14 protein-coding genes are annotated in these 17,139 nt (G+C 73.8%); 3 read left to right on the forward strand and 11 right to left on the reverse strand.

Going from position 1 to position 17,139, the window contains the following annotated elements:
* Nucleotides 1-15: 15 nt before the first annotated feature.
* The gene (locus ACFWM2_RS24855; protein ID WP_383283875.1) at nucleotides 16-1,281 is read right to left on the reverse strand and encodes an FAD-dependent oxidoreductase; all 1,266 of its coding nucleotides are present in this window, start codon (nucleotides 1,279-1,281) and stop codon (nucleotides 16-18) included.
* Nucleotides 1,281-2,564, reverse strand: coding sequence for an ATP-grasp domain-containing protein (locus ACFWM2_RS24860; RefSeq protein WP_383283878.1), 1,284 nt, complete (start codon nucleotides 2,562-2,564; stop codon nucleotides 1,281-1,283). Before ACFWM2_RS24860 ends, ACFWM2_RS24855 begins: the two co-directional genes overlap by 1 nt.
* A 168-nt stretch (nucleotides 2,565-2,732) precedes the next feature.
* On the opposite strand from ACFWM2_RS24860, the gene ACFWM2_RS24865 reads away from it, so the two are divergent.
* Nucleotides 2,733-4,049 carry a glycoside hydrolase family 26 protein gene (locus tag ACFWM2_RS24865; RefSeq protein ID WP_383283881.1) on the forward strand — a complete coding sequence of 439 codons (1,317 nt, stop codon included), beginning with the start codon at nucleotides 2,733-2,735 and terminating at the stop codon, nucleotides 4,047-4,049.
* Nucleotides 4,050-4,084: 35 nt separating this feature from the next.
* Here ACFWM2_RS24865 and ACFWM2_RS24870 read toward each other — a convergent pair whose 3' ends face one another.
* The 9 genes from ACFWM2_RS24870 to ACFWM2_RS24910 form a co-directional block, all read right to left on the reverse strand.
* Nucleotides 4,085-5,200: a GNAT family N-acetyltransferase gene (locus tag ACFWM2_RS24870; RefSeq protein WP_383284580.1), complete on the reverse strand. Its 1,116-nt coding sequence runs from the start codon at nucleotides 5,198-5,200 to the stop codon at nucleotides 4,085-4,087.
* Between the two features lie 191 nt (nucleotides 5,201-5,391).
* Entirely contained in the window at nucleotides 5,392-6,060 is a 669-nt protein-coding gene (locus ACFWM2_RS24875; RefSeq protein WP_383283883.1) for a lipopolysaccharide biosynthesis protein, read from the reverse strand.
* A complete protein-coding gene (locus ACFWM2_RS24880; protein ID WP_383283886.1) occupies nucleotides 6,057-7,190 on the reverse strand; it encodes a glycosyltransferase in 1,134 nt (377 codons plus the stop codon). Before ACFWM2_RS24880 ends, ACFWM2_RS24875 begins: the two co-directional genes overlap by 4 nt.
* Nucleotides 7,190-7,882, reverse strand: a complete 693-nt coding sequence (locus ACFWM2_RS24885; protein ID WP_383284583.1) for a polysaccharide deacetylase family protein — start codon at nucleotides 7,880-7,882, stop codon at nucleotides 7,190-7,192. Before ACFWM2_RS24885 ends, ACFWM2_RS24880 begins: the two co-directional genes overlap by 1 nt.
* 82 nt (nucleotides 7,883-7,964) lie before the next feature.
* A complete protein-coding gene (locus tag ACFWM2_RS24890; RefSeq protein WP_383283889.1) occupies nucleotides 7,965-9,836 on the reverse strand; it encodes a lipid II flippase MurJ in 1,872 nt (623 codons plus the stop codon).
* A gap of 308 nt (nucleotides 9,837-10,144) precedes the next feature.
* Entirely contained in the window at nucleotides 10,145-11,641 is a 1,497-nt protein-coding gene (locus ACFWM2_RS24895; RefSeq protein WP_383284586.1) for an O-antigen ligase family protein, read from the reverse strand.
* A gap of 61 nt (nucleotides 11,642-11,702) precedes the next feature.
* The gene (locus ACFWM2_RS24900; RefSeq protein WP_383283892.1) at nucleotides 11,703-13,136 is read right to left on the reverse strand and encodes a sugar transferase; all 1,434 of its coding nucleotides are present in this window, start codon (nucleotides 13,134-13,136) and stop codon (nucleotides 11,703-11,705) included.
* On the reverse strand, nucleotides 13,133-14,344 hold the full coding sequence (locus tag ACFWM2_RS24905; protein WP_383283895.1) for a glycosyltransferase family 4 protein: 1,212 nt from the start codon (nucleotides 14,342-14,344) through the stop codon (nucleotides 13,133-13,135). Before ACFWM2_RS24905 ends, ACFWM2_RS24900 begins: the two co-directional genes overlap by 4 nt.
* Nucleotides 14,345-14,384: 40 nt before the next feature.
* Entirely contained in the window at nucleotides 14,385-15,485 is a 1,101-nt protein-coding gene (locus ACFWM2_RS24910) for a DUF3344 domain-containing protein (protein ID WP_383283898.1), read from the reverse strand.
* Between the two features lie 305 nt (nucleotides 15,486-15,790).
* Here ACFWM2_RS24910 and chpG point away from each other — a divergent pair, with 305 nt between their 5' ends.
* Both chpG and ACFWM2_RS24920 read left to right on the forward strand, forming a co-directional pair.
* The gene (gene chpG, locus ACFWM2_RS24915; protein WP_383283901.1) at nucleotides 15,791-16,030 is read left to right on the forward strand and encodes a chaplin ChpG; all 240 of its coding nucleotides are present in this window, start codon (nucleotides 15,791-15,793) and stop codon (nucleotides 16,028-16,030) included.
* A 232-nt stretch (nucleotides 16,031-16,262) separates the two neighbouring features.
* On the forward strand, nucleotides 16,263-16,940 hold the full coding sequence (locus tag ACFWM2_RS24920; RefSeq protein WP_383283904.1) for a hypothetical protein: 678 nt from the start codon (nucleotides 16,263-16,265) through the stop codon (nucleotides 16,938-16,940).
* The last annotated feature ends 199 nt before the right edge of the window (nucleotides 16,941-17,139 follow it).

The raw sequence follows: 17,139 nt of genomic DNA on the forward strand, positions 1-17,139 counted from the left end.
GGCACCCGAGCCCCGTCAGCGTCCGGCCGCGTCCAACGCCCCCTCGGACGACCGGAGTACGGGCGCCGGAATCCGCCCGCCGCGGTCCCCCGTGTGCAGCCGTCGCCGTACCCCTCGTACCAGCGTGCCCGCCGTGAACGAGGCGCCGTGCACGAAGCGCATCGAGGGGCCGAAGCCCGCCGCCGTCACCAGTCCCGCCATGAACAGGCCGGGCACCGAGGACTCGAAGTCCCGTCCCACCTGCGGCGATCCGTCGGCCACCGCGGCCAGACTCCCGCGCACCTCGTCCGCCAGCAGGCCCAGCCGCTCGCAGGACGCCCGGAACCCCGTGGCCGCGATGACGTGTTCGGTGTCCAGGGAGGTCAGGTCGCCGCTGCGGCTCACCGTCTCCAGCCGTACGCCGCCCGGGACGTCGTACGCGGCCGCCACCTCGTGGCCCAGCAGCACCTCGACGGCCGGTTCGAACCGGTCGCGCACCCACCAGGCGCCCGCCGGACCCAGAGCCGTCGCCGCGACGCGGGCGCGGGTGGTCTCCGGAAGCCGGCGGAAGAGGCCGGGGCGCTCGGCGTAGAACCAGTTGCGCCAGCCGGGGCCCAGGCCGCTGTGCGGGGAGCGGGCGGAGCGCCACCAGGGGCGCTCCCAGGGCGGCGGCACATCGTTCCAGTTCAGCCGGTCCGCACGGGCCAGGACCCGGACGCGGGTGCCCTGTTCGGCGAGCAGGGCCGCCGTCTCCAGAGCCGCCTGGCCGCCGCCGATCACCGTGACGTCCTTGCCGTGGAAGCGGGTGAGGTCGCTGTGGTGGCTGCTGTGCGAGACGTATGCCGGGTCCAGTTCGCGCAGCGCCGCGGGGACTTCGACGAAGGGCAGCACGCCGACGGCCAGGGCCACCGTCCGCGCGAGCAGCACCTCGCCGTCCTCGGTGACCGCCTCGAAGCCCCCGGGGACGGCGGCGATCCGCGTCACCGTGCGCTCGTCGACGCCGGGCACCGCGTGGCGCGCGAACCACAGGCCGTACGAGGCGAACATCTCCACCGGGATCGGCTCCCCGTGCCGGGCCTCGACGCCCTGCCCGGCGCAGTAGACCTCCAGCCGCAGTCGGCGCTCCGGATCCGAGAGGTTCGACGCCCACGGTTCCGACTTGAGGAACATGCCGCGGGGCATGTGGTCCCGCCAGGAGGCCATGGGCCGGCCGAGGACACGCAGGCTCAGTCCGGCGGCCGCGGCATGGGAGGCGATGGACAGGCCGTAGGGACCGGCTCCCACCACCAGCAGGTCGTACATCAGCAACTGCTCGCTTTCTCGTCATCGGTCAGGGGGCTCGCGCTGTCGGTCGGGGGACTTGGGACAGCGGCGCCCAAAGGGAACTGCGCAACCGCCGGGGGACGTACCGCGCCCCGCGCGCGGTCCAGCAGGCGTGCGGCCGCATGACGGCTCCACAGGGCCCAGAGCGCGAGCCCGGGCGCGAGGTCGTCGCGCGCGTGCCAGGCCAGCTCACGCCCGCCGGGGCGGGTGCGCAGCGCGGTGAGCGGGGCGTAGTTCTCCACGACGAACGACCGCCCCGGCCGGGGTGCGGGGTCCGGCAGCGGACGGTGTGTCAGGTCCAGGTGCAGGGCGCGTACGACGTCCAGGCCCGAGGCGTCCGTGAAGAGCCGGAACTGGGCGCCGGGGCGCGGGTTGAAGTCGAGCAGGTGGTAGCGGCCCGTCGCGCCGTCCCGCCGGAAGTCGAGGTCGAAGATGCCGCGGTAGCCCAGCTCCCCGGTGAGCCGTTCGGCGAGCGCCTGGACCTGCGGGTTCGGGGTCCAGCGCCCGACCGTGGTGAGGCCGGCGCCCCGCGGCCAGGCGCGCTGCTTGCGGCCCGGACCGCCGGCGCGCACGGCCCCGGACCGGTCGGCGTACCCGTGGAAGAACCAGTCGCGGTCGCGCCCGGGCGGCAGAAACGCCTGGAGCAGCAGCCGGCTGCCCGCCTCCGCCGAACGCAGGTACAACGCCTGGGCCTCCTGCGCGGATCCCAGCACGACCGTGCTGCGCAGGCCCGTTCCGGCGGGCATCAGCCAGGGGCGGCTCCACTTGGCCACCACCGGCAGCCCCAGCCGCCAGGCCGCCGCGGCCGCCTGGGCCGGGCTGTCCGGGATCAGCGTCATCGGGTGCGGAACGCCGAGCCGTTCGCAGACGGCCGCCAGCTCCGCCTTGTCGGCCACGCGCTCGGCGAGGGGGCCCGGCTGCTGCGGCAGCAGATAGCCGGGGGTGAGCCGCTCGCGCAGATGGCCCACCGCGACGGCACTCGCGTCGTCCATGGGAATCAGGACGGCGGGGCGCGACACCCGCCCGGCCACCCGGTGCAGCGCGGTGGCGATTTCTCCCGGCGAGGCGCCGGGCGGTGGCGGCGGATGCAGCCGGCTCACAAAACGCGATCTTTGTACGGGACTTCCGGTGGAATCGGCGACCACGTGCACTTCCACCCCAGCCCGGCCGAGTGAGCGTACGGCGCCCAATGTTCCGTGGTGAAAGGGGTTCCGGTCGATTCGCAGGAGAACGGCGGGGACGCGGGTGTCGAGAAGCGACACGGACATTTCCTTCAGGTCGGTTCACCCGTGCGGGCGATCGGGGCACTCGAAGGCCCGATCCTCGGTTGGCGGAATGGACATTTATATGACTGAGTGTCAGTAGACGGAAGAAGCATGACGGAAGAGCTCGACGGAGAAACTGCGGAAAGAGCGGAGAGAGGAGCAGGTATGGCCGCACAGCAGCAAAGGCCCCGCCGGTCGGGGTTCGTCGCGGCCGCGATCGTCGCGTCGCTCGCGCTGGCATCAGGACCCGGCTACGCCCTGGGGCAGGGGGCCGTGGGGGTCGGTGACCCGCCGGCCCCGGTGCCTGCCGCGGTGGCGCCCACTCCGGTGCCGCCGACGCCGCCCACCGACCCCGTGACCCTCCCCGCACCTGTCACCCCGCCGGCTGTGACGACCCCGCCCTCCCCGGAGCCGAAGCCCCCGGTGGCGCCCGCGTTCGGCGCGTACCTCGACTACGGACCCCGGGGTGTCGCCCGGATCGCCGAGCTCAGCCGCTGGCTGGGCGGCGCCGAACTCCGCGTGGGGCACACGTATCTGCCGGGCGACCGCTGGAGCAACATCGAGGGCCCGCCCGGCTTCCTCGACGTGTGGGCGGACTGGCGCCGCGAGAAGGACGACCGGTTGCTGGTCCTCAACGTCCCCATGATGGAGCGCAACGAGGAGGGTGTCTCCGACTCCGAGGTCCGCTCGCTGCTGCACGAGGGCGCGGCCGGCGCGTACGACAGACACTTCCGCGCTCTCGCCCAGCGGCTCGTCGACCTGAAGGTGCCGGACACCGTCATCGTGCTCGGCTGGGAGATGAACGGCATTACCTACACCCATCGCTGCGGTCCCGACCCGGAGGCCTGGAAGAAGTACTGGAACAGAATCGTCACCACCATGCGGGCGGTGCCGGGCCAGAAATTCCGGTTCGACTTCACGCCGAACCGGGGCCGGGACGCCATTCCCTGGACGCAGTGCTATCCGGGGGACGACACGGTCGACATCATCGGCATGGATTCGTACGACCAGCCGCGGGGACTGGCGTTCGACGAACAGGTGAAAGAGCCGTACGGCCTTCAGGCGCAAGTGGACTTCGCGAAAGTCCATGGCAAGGCCATTTCCTATCCCGAATGGGGGCTCTTCCGCAACGGCGACAATGGAACGTACATGCGCCGCATGCTCGCGTGGATGGACGAGCACAAGCCGCTCTACAACACGCTGACGGACTACTGTCCGCACGGCGTGTGGCAGTGCGACGACAACCCCACGGCGGCGCAGATCTACCGGTCCGTGCTGTCCGGCCGCACCGACCCGGCTCCGGCACCGTCCACGCCGCCGGCCACGCCCAAGCCGAGCGTCCCGCCGACAAAGCCCCCGGCAAAGCCCCCGACGACCGTGCCCGCGCCCGACTGCTCGCCGGTGCAGCTGGGCGACTGGGTCGAGTACTGGCTCGGCGGGAGGCTCTGCCTCCGGTTCGACTGGTGGTCACGCAACCGGTGACCCCCGAAGGGTGAACCGCGGTGGCGGCGGGTCGTTCAGGCCCCGCCACCGCGCTCCCTCTCCCGCCACCGCAGCACCAGGGCCTTCACCCGGCCGCGGGCGGCGACACCGAGGGCGACCGCCGCCATCAGCGGGGCGGTCCGCCGCCGGGCGAGCAGCAGCCGCTGGTTGACGACCTCCTCGGGCCGCCAGCGGGACTTGTACGGCTCGTCGCCGCGCAGCAGGCTCAGCACCTGCCGTTCCCCACTGACCGCCTCATCGGCGCAGGCCTTCAGCAGCATCGTGGCGACATCCGCCTTCAGCTCCCGCAGCCGGGGGTCCGCGCCGTACAGATAGCCGCCCGTCAACTGCCGTGACATCAGCGTCAGATCGACCGCCATCACCGTGCCCCCGATACGGAACTCGGTCACCATGGCGTCGCCGGAACGGACCATCCGGCTCACCGACCGCACCAGGTGCTCGGCGAACCGCGGCCGGACATGCTCGGTGGTCACCTTGCGGCCCTGCCACTGCAGTTGGTGCAGCTCCAGCAGTCTGCGCAGCGCCGTGTCCACCTCCTCGTGCGGGACCACGCGGTGCTCGATGCCGAGGGCAGTGAGCTTGCGCAGCTTGGCGCGCGCCCGCTGCGCGCGTGGCGGAGGCAGCCGCTCCAGCAGTTCGTCCATCGGCCGGGCGGGCAGCTCCAGACAGACCGAGTCCCGCACGCGCCGCCGCGGCCCGCTCCACTGCGCGTGGATCCGTTCGACCGCGGCGCCGGGCCGCACCTCCCGGAAGTCGATCAGGGCGCCGCGCGCCGCTCGCGTCAACGCCCCGGCCAGCGCGGACGCCGCCTGCTCGGCGCACTCGTCGTCCAGCAGCACGTCCCCGTAGTCGGAGATCGCCCCGCCCAGCGGCACCAGCGCGGGCAGCGGACGGCGTACGCGCATCAGAGGCGCGGCGGCCCGCAGTTCGTCGCCGTCCCTGACCACGACGAGGGCCAGCCTGCCGCGGGTGCCGTACGAGAGCCACCAGGAGTGCAGCCAGGCGTGGCTCTGGAACGGGGTGGCGGCGGAGCACCGGCGGTACAGCCGGCCCCAGGCGGGCGCCAGGTCCGCGAACTCGCGCTCGTCGGTGACGAGTTCGGTGACGAGTTCGATGACCGGTTCGGGCATCGGTTCGGTGACGCGTCCGGGGGGAGTGGCGGAGGCCGCGTCGGAGGTCCCGTCGGAGGTCGGGCCCGGTGCGGGGATCGGGCGTGCTCCGGGGGCGAGTTCGGGGCCGGTACCCGCCGTCGGCCCGGCCGCGGTTTCCGCGGCCGAGGTGCTGCCGGGCCCGGGGTTCACCCCCGTGGCCTGCTCGGCCTTCACAGCTGGCCGTGGGCGTCGGCGGCGACGGCCGGGCTCGGCACGGACGCGGCGCGGGTGCCGTCGTCCGTCGCCCGCCGGGGCCGTACGAGCAGGGCGAGCCCGCCGAGCAGTCCGCCCGCAGCGACGCCCACCAGCCCGGTCACCGACGTGGACGCCGACGACGCCGCGGCCGGCTTCACGGCGCGCGAGAACTGCAGGAGTTCGACGTGCGTGCTGCTCTTGGTGTCGTTCGCGTGCCGGGTCAGCGAGCGCGAGACGGCGTTGGCCATGTCGGCGGCCAGATCGGGGCGCGAGGAGGTGGCCGAGACGGCGACCATCGGGGCGTCCGGCGAGGTCGCGCTCTGCACGCTCTGCTGGAGCGTCGTCATGGGCACGCCGGCCCAGACCTGCGCGTCCCCGAGCACCGCGAGCTGCGTGGCCACCCGGCCGTACGCCTGCGCGAAGCCGAGCGCCGACGCCGGGTCCGACTTCGCGGTCGGTACGGCGATGACGTAACTGGTGGCGGTGTACGTCGGAGGCGTCAGCACGCCGTACGCGCCGCCGGCCAGACCGCCGAGCAGGGCGCCGGCCGCGAGCAGGGACCACGGTGGCAGGGTCCGTACGCGGGACAGGGCCCCGGCCGCCCGGCCGGTCGGGCGGTGGGGTCCGGTGTGGTTGTCGGTCATGAGGAACTCACTCCCAGAGGGGTGCAGGAGACGGCGGCCGCGTACACGTCCATGAGCTGGGCGGCGCTGCGGGTGATGCAGTAGTGGAGGGCGGCTTCGGGGGCGGTGCGCGGCCGGGGGCCCTCGGCGCGGACGCGCGCCAGCGCCCGGGCGAACGACTCCGCGCCGCCCTGGACCCGTCGCGCGCCGAGCGCGGCGCCCGGGGGCAGGTCCTCGAGCGCCGGGCAGGAGACGTAGAGCACGGGCAGCCCGGCGGCCAGGGCCTCGACGACGGCGAGGCCGAACGCCTCCTCCGCGCAGGGCGAGGCCAGCGCGTCCATGGCCGCCGTCAGCGACGGCAGGTCGGCCCCGGGGAAGCCGCCCGTCGGACGCTCACCGGTGAACAGGACGCGGTCGGCGACGCCCGCCTGCTGCGCGGCCCGCCGCAGGATGCTCTCCTCCGCGCCGCCGCCCACCAGCAACAGCCAGTAGTCGGAGGGGAGTTCGGCGAGGGCGCGGATCAGGACGTCGAACCGCTTGCCCGCGGTCAGCCGGCCGACACCCCCGACGACGTACGCGCCCTCCGGCAGCCCGAGCCGCCGGCGGGTGCGCTCGCGCAGGACCGGGTCGAAGCGGAAGCGGTCCAGGTCGATGCCGTTCGGCACGACCTCGATGCGCGGCGCGGGGACGCCCCAGCGCCGCAGCCGGTCGGCGACGGTGGGGGAGACGGCGACCGTGGCGCTGCCGAGCCGCTCGCTGGCGAGATACAGCGCGCGGACGCCCGCGCTGAGCGCGCGCCCCTCCATCTGCGAGTCGCCGAGGGAGTGTTCGGTGGCGACGACCGCCTTCACGCCGGCCAGCCGCGCGGCGATCCTGCCGTACACGCAGGCCCGGTAGAGGTGGGTGTGGACGAGGTCGTAGCCGCCCGCACGGATGATCTTCACCAGACGGGGGAGGGCGGACAGATCACGGTTGCCGGTCATGCCCAGGTGGATGACCTGTACGCCGTCCTCGGCGAGGCCGTCCGCGACACTGCCGGGGTTGGTGAGGGTCACCACGTCGCAGTGGACCGGCAAGTGCCTCAGCATCAGGCGCAGTTGCTGCTCGGCGCCGCCCACACCGAGGCCGGTGATGACGTGCAGGGCCTTCATCAGACCCCCTCGACGGGGCGACGGCGCAGCCGGTGGAGCCGGTGCTTGAGCAGCAGGCGTACGGCGGTGTCGTTCTGGCCGATGTGCACGCGGGGGAGGGCGAAGGGGCCGGTCAGGGCGCCGGGGTCGATCGCGCAGGCGTAGCGGTAACCGGCCGCCCGTACCGCGTCGACGGCCCGCTGGTCGAGGGTGCCGTACGGATAGCAGAAGCCGTCGATGTGAGCACCGATCAACTCGGAGAGCAGTGCTCTGCTTTCACTGACCTCGGCGTGCAGGACCGCGTCGTCGGCCCGGGTCAGATCGACGTGGGTGAGTCCGTGCGAGCCGATCTCGATGCCCTCCGAGGCGGCGGCGACGCGGATGCCCTGCTTGTCGAGGAGGGGCTTGCGCGGACCGAGCGGGTCCCACGCGTTCTCGCCGGCCAGCCGGCCCGGCAGCACGAAGAGGGTGGCGCCGCAGTCGTGGCGGAGCAGGACCGGGAGGGCGCCGGTGACGAAGTCGGCGTACCCGTCGTCGAAGGTGAGACCGACCAGGCCCTGTCCCTCGCCCCGGGCGCGGGCGGCGAGCAGCTCGGTCATGCCGACGCCCCGCAGGCCCCAGCCGCGCAGCCGGCCCAGCTGCTCGTCGAGGCGCTCGGGCGAGACGGTGATGCGGTACGGGTCGTCCGAACAGTCGCCCACGGAGTGGTACATCGCCACCCACGGGGGAGCCTCGCGGCGTCCGGTGGCCGGTCTCGCATGGCGCGTGACGGGTCTTTGGGCCTGGCTGGTGCGGTCAGCGGAAACGGACATGCGGAAGCCTTCGGGTCGCGGAACGGAGGGCGGGTGCGACGGCCTGGGCCTTCAGGGCCCAGGCCAGCAGGACGAAGACGACGGTGACGGTGGTGCCGCCGACGACGAGACCGAGCGCGGGGGAGTCCACGCGGCTCGCGCAGAACGTCCCCACGGCCGCGGCCGCCGCCGCGGCGCGCACCGGTTTGCCGATCTCGGCGACGACTTCCCGGGTGCGGATCGGCACCCCGTGCCGCCCCATGCCGGCCAGCAGGAACAGGGCGGAGAGGGTGATGCCGAGGGCGTTGGCGGCGGCGATCCCGCACACGCCCCAGGGCCCCACGGCCCACGCGCCGATCCAGGAGGTCGTGACGATCCCCGCGGCCATCGCGCCCAGCGGATACCAGGTGGGCCGCCCCGCCGAGAAGTACGAGCGGACGAGCGCGCCGACGAGGGTGTGACCGAGCAGCCCGAGGGCGTAGACGCGTATCACGGCGGCGGTGGCCGCGGTGTCCTGTGCAGTGAACGCGCCGCGCTGGAACAGCAGTTGGATCATCTGCGGCGCGCATGCGATGACCGCCGCGGCGCCGAGCAGCACGGTGCAGGACACCAGCGCCAGGTCCCGCTCCACCCGGGCCCGCGCCCGCTGGGTGTCGCCCTCCGCGATCGCCTGCGCCACCACCGGGAAGGTGACGGTGCACAGCATCAGCGACAGCACCATCGGCATCTGGGCCACTTTCTGGGCGTAGTTCAGATGCGAGATGGCCCCGGCGGGCAGGGACGACGCGAGGAACCGCTCGATGAGCACCTGCGACTGCCGGCACAGCGCGAAGAGGAGAACGGTGGCGATGAGCGCGAGGTCCATGGGACGGGCGGCGGGGCCGGTGCCGGCAGCCACGGGCCGGTCGTGGACGCGAGGTTCGGGCGGCGGGAGCTGTCCCTGGGGGGTGACCTGGGTGGCCGTCGGCTTGGCTTGGGGGGCGTCCGGTGTGGCGCTCGACTCCGCTCGGAGGGGGCCCCGTGTGGCGGTCGGGTCGGCCCGGCGGGCGTCCGGTGTGACGGCCTGTTCGGCTCGGGGGGCGTCCGGCCTGGCGGTCAGCTCCGCTCGGTGGGCGTCCGGCAGGCGGGGCTGCTGGACTCGGGATTCCTCCCGGGTGGCGGTCGGTTCGGCCCGGCGGGCGTCAGGGGTCCCAACCCCCGGCCCCCTCCGCAGTTGCCGCCACAGTGCCGGCAGCTGTGCCGCCACCATCAGCGCGCCGCCCACCGCGACACCGACGGCCGCCGACCGCACGCCCCAGCGCCCGCCGAGGACGAACATCGCCGCGATGATGCCGGTGTTGTAGGCGACGTAGATCGCCGCGGGTGCGACGAACCGGTGGTGTGCGCGCAGGGCCGCGCTGCAGTAACCGGCGAGCCCGAAGCTCAGTACGCATGTCGCCGTCAGCCGCGTGCAGTCCACGGCGAGCCCCGGGTCGGGCAGCCCCGGCGCCAGCGCCTCCACCAGATACGGCGCCCCGGCGATCATCAGCGCCGACACGGCCGCGAACGCCAGCGACAGCCGCGGCAGCGTGGTGGTGACCATCGCGCGGACGGGATCACCGGCGGCCCCCCGCGCCCGCCGCGCCACGGCCCGGCTGAACATCGGTACGAGGACGAAGGCCAGCCCGTCCTCGATCAGCAGCGTCGCCGCGAACTCCGGCACCGTCCAGGCGACCAGGAAGGCGTCGGTGTCGCTGCCGGCCCCGAACAACCGCGCGAGCGCCTGGTCCCGGCCGAGTCCCAGCAGGGCACCGGCGATCGACAGCCCCACGGTGACGAGGGCGGCCTTGGCGAGAAATCCGCGGGGGGCCGAGGCCCCGGCCCGCTCCTCGACCACGGCGCCGGGCGCACTCGAATTCCGAGGCGGATCGAGGGGCCCTTGCGCACCCGGACCCCGGGGCGGATCGGCGGTCCCGGCCGTACCCGAACTCCCGGGCGGATCGGCCGCACTGGGCGTACCCGTACTCCGGAGCGAGTCGGCAGCCCCGGGCGTACCCGTACTCCGGAGCGAATCGACAGCCCCGGGCGAACCCGCACTCCGAGGCGGACCGGCGGCCCCGGGCGAATCCGCCCCCGCCCCCGCCCCCGCCCCGCTCCGCGTCCCAGGCACCGCGGCCGTGCCATCGGCCTGGGGAGGTGTCGCCGTCATCGCGCCGCTGCCTCCCCCGAACAGCCCACGGCCGCACCGGAACGCGCGGCCTCCTCGCCCGGCCCGTCCGCGGCTCCGACCGGCGCCGCCGACGCCGGATCGACCAGCGCCCACCAGGCCACAAGACCGAAGCACACGGCGGTCAGCGCGGTCGAGGGCCCGCCGATGTCGCCGTACACGAAGTCCACCAACTGCCAGACGATCAGCCCGCACGCGACGAGCGCACAGTCGAGCCCGCGCGCCACGCCGCTTGCCGGGCGGCCGGCGGCGACCGCGTCGGGATCGCTCCCCGGGCGGCCGGCACCCGCCGCGTCGGGACCGCGGACGAGCCCCGGGATTCCGACGGCCCGCTCAAGTCCGCGGAGCCCGCCGAACGGCACATCGGCACGGCCCGCCCCGCCAGGCGCCGACTCGGGCTCCGGTCCCGTTGCCGCCGCGTCGGACCGCCGTACCCGTACGAGCCCCCGCACCCCGCACAGGAGCAGCGCCAGCCAGCTTCCCGCCAGTGCCAGCAGCCCAACCAGCCCCTGTTCGCTCAGCACGAGCAGATACATGTTGTGCGGGGACAGCAGCGGTTGCTTGCGGAAGGCGGCGCCCGCGCCCTCGGTGTCGCTGCCCGACGACAGCGCCAACGACGCGTGTCCGTCCCGGTGTTCGGGGAAGCCCTTCAGCCCGACCCCGGCCACCGGGTGCTGCCGCCACATGTCTACGGCGGCCGCCCACATCGTGTAGCGGTCGGTCACCGACTGGTCGGGCGCGTCCGTGACCTGCGTGATGCTGCTGATCCGCTCCTGGAGCATGGCCGTACCGACGCCGAATCCGCCCATGAGGACGACGCACGCGGCGGCCACCACCGCGAGCACCCGCACGGCGCGCCGCATCCCGGCCAGCGCCAGCTGCGCCACCACCGCCACGGCCGTGGCGATCCACGCGCCCCGGCTGAACGACAGCGCGAGCGGCGCGAGGAGCACCAGTGAGCACCCCACCGCGGCGGCCCGCTGCCGCGCAGGACCCGCGCCGAGCGCCAGCCCGACCGCGCACACCAGCCCGAACGCCACCACGGTCGCCATCCCCATGACGTCCGCCGCCCCGAACGTGCCGACGGCCCGGATCTCCTCGCCCATGTACGAGGCACCGGTCCCGGTCGCGTACTGGTGCACGCCGATGGCCCCCTGCCACAGCGCCAGACCGACGAACGACCAGGCGAGCAGCCGGAAGTCGCGCCGGTCCCGGACCAGCAGCACCACCGCCGCCGGGACCAGCACGAAGATCTGCAGATAGCGGGCGAAACCGGTGAGTGCGGCCCCCGGCGAGGCCGCCCCGACGGCCGCGACCGCGAAGCCGACCACGGGCAGGCCCAGCACCACGGCGGCCGTACCGGACAACGGGCGCCGCCGCAGCCGTACGAGACGCAACGCGCACCACACCACGACCAGTCCGGAGACGGCGTCCGCGGGTGTCGCGCCTCCCTCGCCGCCGGGCGCGACCGGCATCGCGAGCGTCGCGATCACCGCCACCAGGGGCAGTACGGGCGTCCACCTGAGGGCCACAGGCTCAGCTCCCCGTCGGACGGACGAGCGCCGCGGCCGTCCGCAGCAGGATGCAGATGTCCTGCCACAACGACCAGTTGTCGATGTACGCGTTGTCGAAGCGGCAGCGGTCCTCGATCGAGGTGTCACCGCGCAGCCCGTGGATCTGGGCGAGCCCGGTGATGCCGGTCCGCATCCGGTGCCGGGCCGCGTAACCCGGGTACGCCTGACTGAACTTGCCGACGAAGTACGGCCGTTCGGGGCGCGGGCCGACCAGGCTCATGTCGCCCCAGAAGACGTTCCAGAGCTGGAGCAGCTCGTCGAGCGAGGTCCGGCGCAGGAAGCGGCAGAACGGGCTCATCTCGTGCTCGTTCGCCACGCTCCACCGGGTCGCCGCCTCGTGCGCGTCGACCGGGCGGTGCGTACGGAACTTCAGCAGGGTGAAGGGCCGCCCGTCCTTCCCGATACGCTCCTGCCGGAAGACCACTCCGGGCCCGTCAGTCAGCCGCAGCACCACCGCGCAGACCAGCAGCACCGGACTGGCCGCCAACAGCAGCGTCCCGGAGACCAGCACGTCGAGCAGCCGCTTGCCGGCGCTGCCCCGGGGCCTGGCCACCTGGAGGCGCCGGCAGGAGAACCCGGCGAGCCGCTCGCCGCGCATGTCGTACGACGGCGAGTCCGCGTCGACCTCCCACAGCACGCAGCCCGACTCGCCCAACGCGCGCAGCAGCGGGGCGTGGTCGGCGCGGCGTCCGACGACGAGGACGGCCTGGACGCCGTTCTGGATGAGCGCCCGCTGCACCTCCTCGCCCGTGGTCAGCACCGGCAGGCCCTCGCCGCCGCCCGGCTGCCGGTCCACGATGCCGACCGGCCGTACCCCGGACCACGGGTGCCGCAGGAAGGCCGCGGCCACCCGCTGGGCCGTGCCGGCGGGACCGATCACCAGGGCCGCGACCGGACGGCGGACCAGCGCTCGGCGCCGCCGCCAGTGCACGGCACCGCGGCCCAGGCAGCTCGCCGCCGACTGCAGGACGCAGCCCAGCGCGAGGGTCCGCGCGGACAGCGGGTGGCCCGGAGAGTGCGCTGCCACCAGGGCCGCCAGCGTGCACCAGGCCACCGCGATACGGGCGCAGACGGCGGGCAGTTCGGCCAGGACGGCGGGCACGGCGGCGGCCCGGTACAGCGACGCGCGCGCGTTCAGCCCGAGCACGGCGGCCAGCAGCAGACCGACGAGAAGCGGCCGTCCCTGTGTCTCGCCGAGCGCCAGACACGCCAGCACCCCGGCGCCGGCATCGATCAGGGGCAGCGGCAGCCGCGAGGGCCGCCGTACGGAGGCCCGCCGTCCGGCGGGGAATCTGAAGCCGTCGGCGGCCTCGCGCGGAGGGATGACCGAGACGGGCGAGAATCCGTGCTCCCGTGGCTGTCCGCCGGGGGAGGGAACGGTGCTTTCCGCAGTCACGAGTGGATGGACTCCCTGCACTCGGTGGGTTCCCCGCTCGGGGCGTGCTCCGCGCGCTCGGCGTGTCCGGCGGGCTGCGCGGCGAGCAGTTCGCGGTACACGTCCGCGACCGCTTCGGCCGTGTGCCGCACGTCGTGCGTGGTCAGTACGTGGCGCCGCCCCTGCCGGCCGAGCGATTCGCGCAGCGGGGGATCGGACAGCAGGGCGCAGAGCGCGTCGGCCAGCGGTCCGGCGGCCCCGGGGCGCACCAGGCACCGGGCCTGGACGTCGGGCGGCAGACTCTCCCGGGCGCCGTCCACATCCGTGGCGACGACCGGCCGTCCGCACGCCATCGCCTCCAGCGGCGCCAGCGCCATGCCCTCCCAACGGGACGGCAGGACCACCAGATCGGCGGCCCGGTACCAGGGCACGGCATCGGGGGCGGCCCCGGCGAACAGCACCGAGTCCGGCGCGAGCGCCCGCAGCCCCTCGGCGTCCGGCCCGTCGCCCACCAGCACCAGCCGGGCGCCGGGCATCCGCCGGGTCACCGAACTCCACGCCTCCAGCAGGACGTCCTGCCCCTTCTGCCGGCACAGCCGCCCCACGCAGACCACCAGGGGCGCCGCCGGATCGACCTCCGCGAGCAGCGGAATCCCCGCCCGTACGGTCCCTGCCGACGCGGGGCAGAAGCGTGCCGGGTCGACGCCGTTCGGGATCACCCGCCACGGGGCGGCCACTCCGGCCCGCTCCCCGGTCGCCCGCTCCGCCTCGCTGACGCACACCACCCGTGAGGCCCAACGTGCCCCCCGCCGCTCCCACTTCAGCGCGAGCGCCGCGGTCACCCCGCCGACCGCCTCGAACGACCAGGCGTGCGGCTGGAACACCGTCGGCACCCGGCCGCGTACGGCCAGCCGCGCGGCCAGCCCGGCCTTGGCGCTGTGCGCGTGCACCACGTCCGGCCGTGTCTCCCGGACGATCCGGCCGATCCGCCGCACCTCCCGCGCCAGCGACGGCCCCGGCGAACGCGTCGCCCGCCACGGCAGTACGTCGCCGCCGAGCGCCCGGACCGCGTTGCTGAGCCCTCCGCCCTCCGGACACGCGACCGTGACGTGCAGTCCTTCGGCGAGCTGAGCCCGCGTCAGGTCCAGGACCACACGGGCCACCCCGCCGTCGACCGGCTGGGTGACGTGCAGGATCCGCGTCGCAACGGCGGTCGATGACAGTGGCATGCGCGGTTCCTCGCTCACGGACGGCGCCGGCGGGCGCGCGTCACTGCTTGGCGTCGACGGCGACGAAGAGTGCCCCGACCCAGGCCGCGTCCCGCTGCGCAACGAGCCGGAAGACCAACTGGTCACCACCGCGCCGCAGCGCTCTGCTCAGGTCGAGGACGTCGGAGTCGTAGCCGAGCGTGTTCGGGTACGCGGGAATCCGCCCCGCGGACGCGGCCCCCGGTGCGCTGATCGTCGAATTCAGTACGTCGTCACGCGGGTTGGCCGCGTCGCTCAGCACGGCCGCCGCACCGCGCCCGGTCGACACCGTCAGCGAGTCGCCCCTGCGCCCCGCGTCGCCGTTGTAGGCCACCAGCCCGGCGCTGCCCCGACCGCGCTCGGCGAGCCGCAGCCCGCGCAGCCGCACCACCTGCTCCGCGCGCGGAGCGAGCGCGTCGAAGCCGTCCCACACCGCCAAGTGCCGCAGCGGCTCCGACTCCTTGTCGTACGCCACCACCAGCGTCCAGCCGCCCCAGGCACCGGCGGCCGAACGGCCCATCGCCACATTGACCTGGGCCACCGTGTACAGCCCCGAACCGCTCGCCCGCACCAGCCCGGTGACGTCCGCGGAGGCCTGGAAGGCGTCCGCGCCACGGCCCTCCCGGTGCCCGACGACGGTGTCCGCGAGCACCGCCTTGTAGTCCCCGCCGGGCTCGGCGACCAGCACCCGCCCGTTGTCCTTCGCCGGCTTCTGCTCACCCACCCGCAGATTGCCCCCCCAGTACAGCCGCGCGTACGAGACCCGCGCGCCCTCCGGCAGACGGACCTCCGCGCGGCTGGAGTTGTAGGTGTTCGGGTCCTCGTCGACGTCGATGTAGAACATGTCGAAGTCGCCGTTCGCCGCCGCCCTGCCCTCGCGGGCCGTGGCACACGAGGGCGCCGGCGCACGCGTGACGGCTGCCGTACGGCAGGTGATGGAGGAGTTGGCCGCCCGGACGATTCCACCGTGGCGCAGCGCCTGATACCGCTGGGTGAACGTGAGGCTCTCCGCCTCCGCGGCGGACGGCGCGGCCCTCGCGGGACCGCCCGGCACCCAGAGCGCGGCCAGGGCCAAGCAGCCCACCATCGCACGGCGCAGCAGACGTCCCGGGGAAATACGCATGACCGGCGTTGCCCTTTCGGGGTCAAAAGGATCTGGACCAGCAGACGGACATAAATGTGCAGATCGCATGGGTGCCGTTGACTCCCCCGACTGTTCCCGTGGATCCCAGCGGCCTCAGGAGGAGCGCAACTCTAGCCCGCTATCCGTATTTATCGGTGAAACCTGACAAGTGTGTCGGAATGGTGAAGCAAGCCACTTTGCGACATCACTCCTTTGGAGGCACAACCCGCGCGGGCGCCGCGCGTTGACACAACGCCGGGCATCCCCGCCCGGATGTTGTGTCGACCTCCAAGGAGCACCTCTCCATGTCGCGTATCGCGAAGGGCCTGGCCCTGACCTCCGTTGCCGCCGCCGCTGTGGCGGGCACCGCCGGCATCGCCGCCGCCGACAGCGACGCGCACGGCGCCGCCGCCCACTCCCCGGGCGTCCTGTCGGGCAACGTCCTGCAGGTTCCGATCCACATCCCGGTCAACGTCTGCGGGAACACCGTCAACGTGATTGGTCTGCTGAACCCCGCGTTCGGCAACCAGTGCGCCAACGACTGACGCAAGCTCGGACCCTTCTGCCGGCCGTCCTCCCCCAACGGGAGGGCGGCCGGTCCGCGTTTGCCCCGAATGGGCGGAGGGGTTATCGGCGCCCCCGCACGGCTTCTCACCAGGGACGACGCCCGGCGGCAACGGCGTCAGGCGGCCTTCGGGCGCACGCGCTCGGTTGCAGGTGGCGATCACCGCTCTCACGGTGATCACAAGCTTCACGCCACCATCGAAAGGAACCTCCATGCGTGCACTGTCCGCACGGCGCCTCGCGTCCTCCGCACTCTGCGCCACGCTCCTCGCCGGGATCGCCGCTCCGGCCGCCATGGCGGCCGACAGCGACTCCGCGCGTGGCCGCACAGCTTCGGCGGCGCCCGTTCCCGGCGCCGACGGGCTCCTGGTGCAGGTCACGGCTCTCGCGGGCGTCGGCAGTGTGCTGACCCCGGTCACCGATCTGCTCAGTGCCGTACTCAAGGCCGACAACGGCCGGCTCTCGGCCGACGAGGTGACCAAGCTCGGCGACGCCGCGAAGGCCGCGATCGTCAAGGCCTCCGCCGCCGCGCCGGTGACGCCGCCGGCCGCCCAGCCGCCCGCCAAGCCCGCGACGCCGACGACGCCCACCGCCCCGACGCTGCCCGGTCTGCCGGCGCTGGGTGCCCAAGGCCCGCAGGGCAAGGCCGTGCTGGACATCAAGGCCGACGCGGTCACCGATCTGCAGGCCACGCTGGAGAACCTTCTCAAGGCCGTCACCTCGGGCGATGTCAGCAAGGTCGTCCCGGCGGTCACCGGCGTACTGACCGGTCTCGTCAACGTCGTCGTCTCCACGGTGGTCGGCAGCGGACTGCCCGCCCCGAGCCTGCCCGGGCTGCCGGCGCTGCCGAGCACGTCCGGTGTCCCGACGACCGGTCAGTTGCCCTCCTGAGCACGGGAACCGGTGCCTGAGGCGAAGCAGTCGCCACCCCGCCGTCATGCCGGCCGCATTCGGCCGGCATGACGGCTGTTTTATATGAGAATGAGACGCGCCGTTCATTCGGGTGGGTTCCAGGAATTTTTCAAGGCTGGGGTTTCCGGTGCGTACAGGCCTCGTTAACAGGGCGCAGTGAGAGACCAAGCAAGCGCAA

This window comes from Streptomyces sp. NPDC058371 (genome assembly GCF_042723265.1).
Taxonomy (GTDB): Bacteria; Actinomycetota; Actinomycetes; order Streptomycetales; family Streptomycetaceae; genus Streptomyces.

Coding starts and splice junctions, on each gene's coding strand:
- ACFWM2_RS24855 (WP_383283875.1), bottom strand. CDS start 1,281: ATGTACGACCTGCTGGTGGTGGGAGCCGGTCCCTACGGCCTGTCCATC.
- ACFWM2_RS24865 (WP_383283881.1), top strand. CDS start 2,733: ATGGCCGCACAGCAGCAAAGGCCCCGCCGGTCGGGGTTCGTCGCGGCC.
- ACFWM2_RS24870 (WP_383284580.1), bottom strand. CDS start 5,200: ATGCCCGAACCGGTCATCGAACTCGTCACCGAACTCGTCACCGACGAG.
- ACFWM2_RS24875 (WP_383283883.1), bottom strand. CDS start 6,060: ATGACCGACAACCACACCGGACCCCACCGCCCGACCGGCCGGGCGGCC.
- ACFWM2_RS24880 (WP_383283886.1), bottom strand. CDS start 7,190: ATGAAGGCCCTGCACGTCATCACCGGCCTCGGTGTGGGCGGCGCCGAG.
- ACFWM2_RS24885 (WP_383284583.1), bottom strand. CDS start 7,882: ATGTACCACTCCGTGGGCGACTGTTCGGACGACCCGTACCGCATCACC.
- ACFWM2_RS24895 (WP_383284586.1), bottom strand. CDS start 11,641: ATGCCGGTCGCGCCCGGCGGCGAGGGAGGCGCGACACCCGCGGACGCC.
- ACFWM2_RS24905 (WP_383283895.1), bottom strand. CDS start 14,344: ATGCCACTGTCATCGACCGCCGTTGCGACGCGGATCCTGCACGTCACC.
- ACFWM2_RS24910 (WP_383283898.1), bottom strand. CDS start 15,485: ATGCGTATTTCCCCGGGACGTCTGCTGCGCCGTGCGATGGTGGGCTGC.
- chpG (WP_383283901.1), top strand. CDS start 15,791: ATGTCGCGTATCGCGAAGGGCCTGGCCCTGACCTCCGTTGCCGCCGCC.
- ACFWM2_RS24920 (WP_383283904.1), top strand. CDS start 16,263: ATGCGTGCACTGTCCGCACGGCGCCTCGCGTCCTCCGCACTCTGCGCC.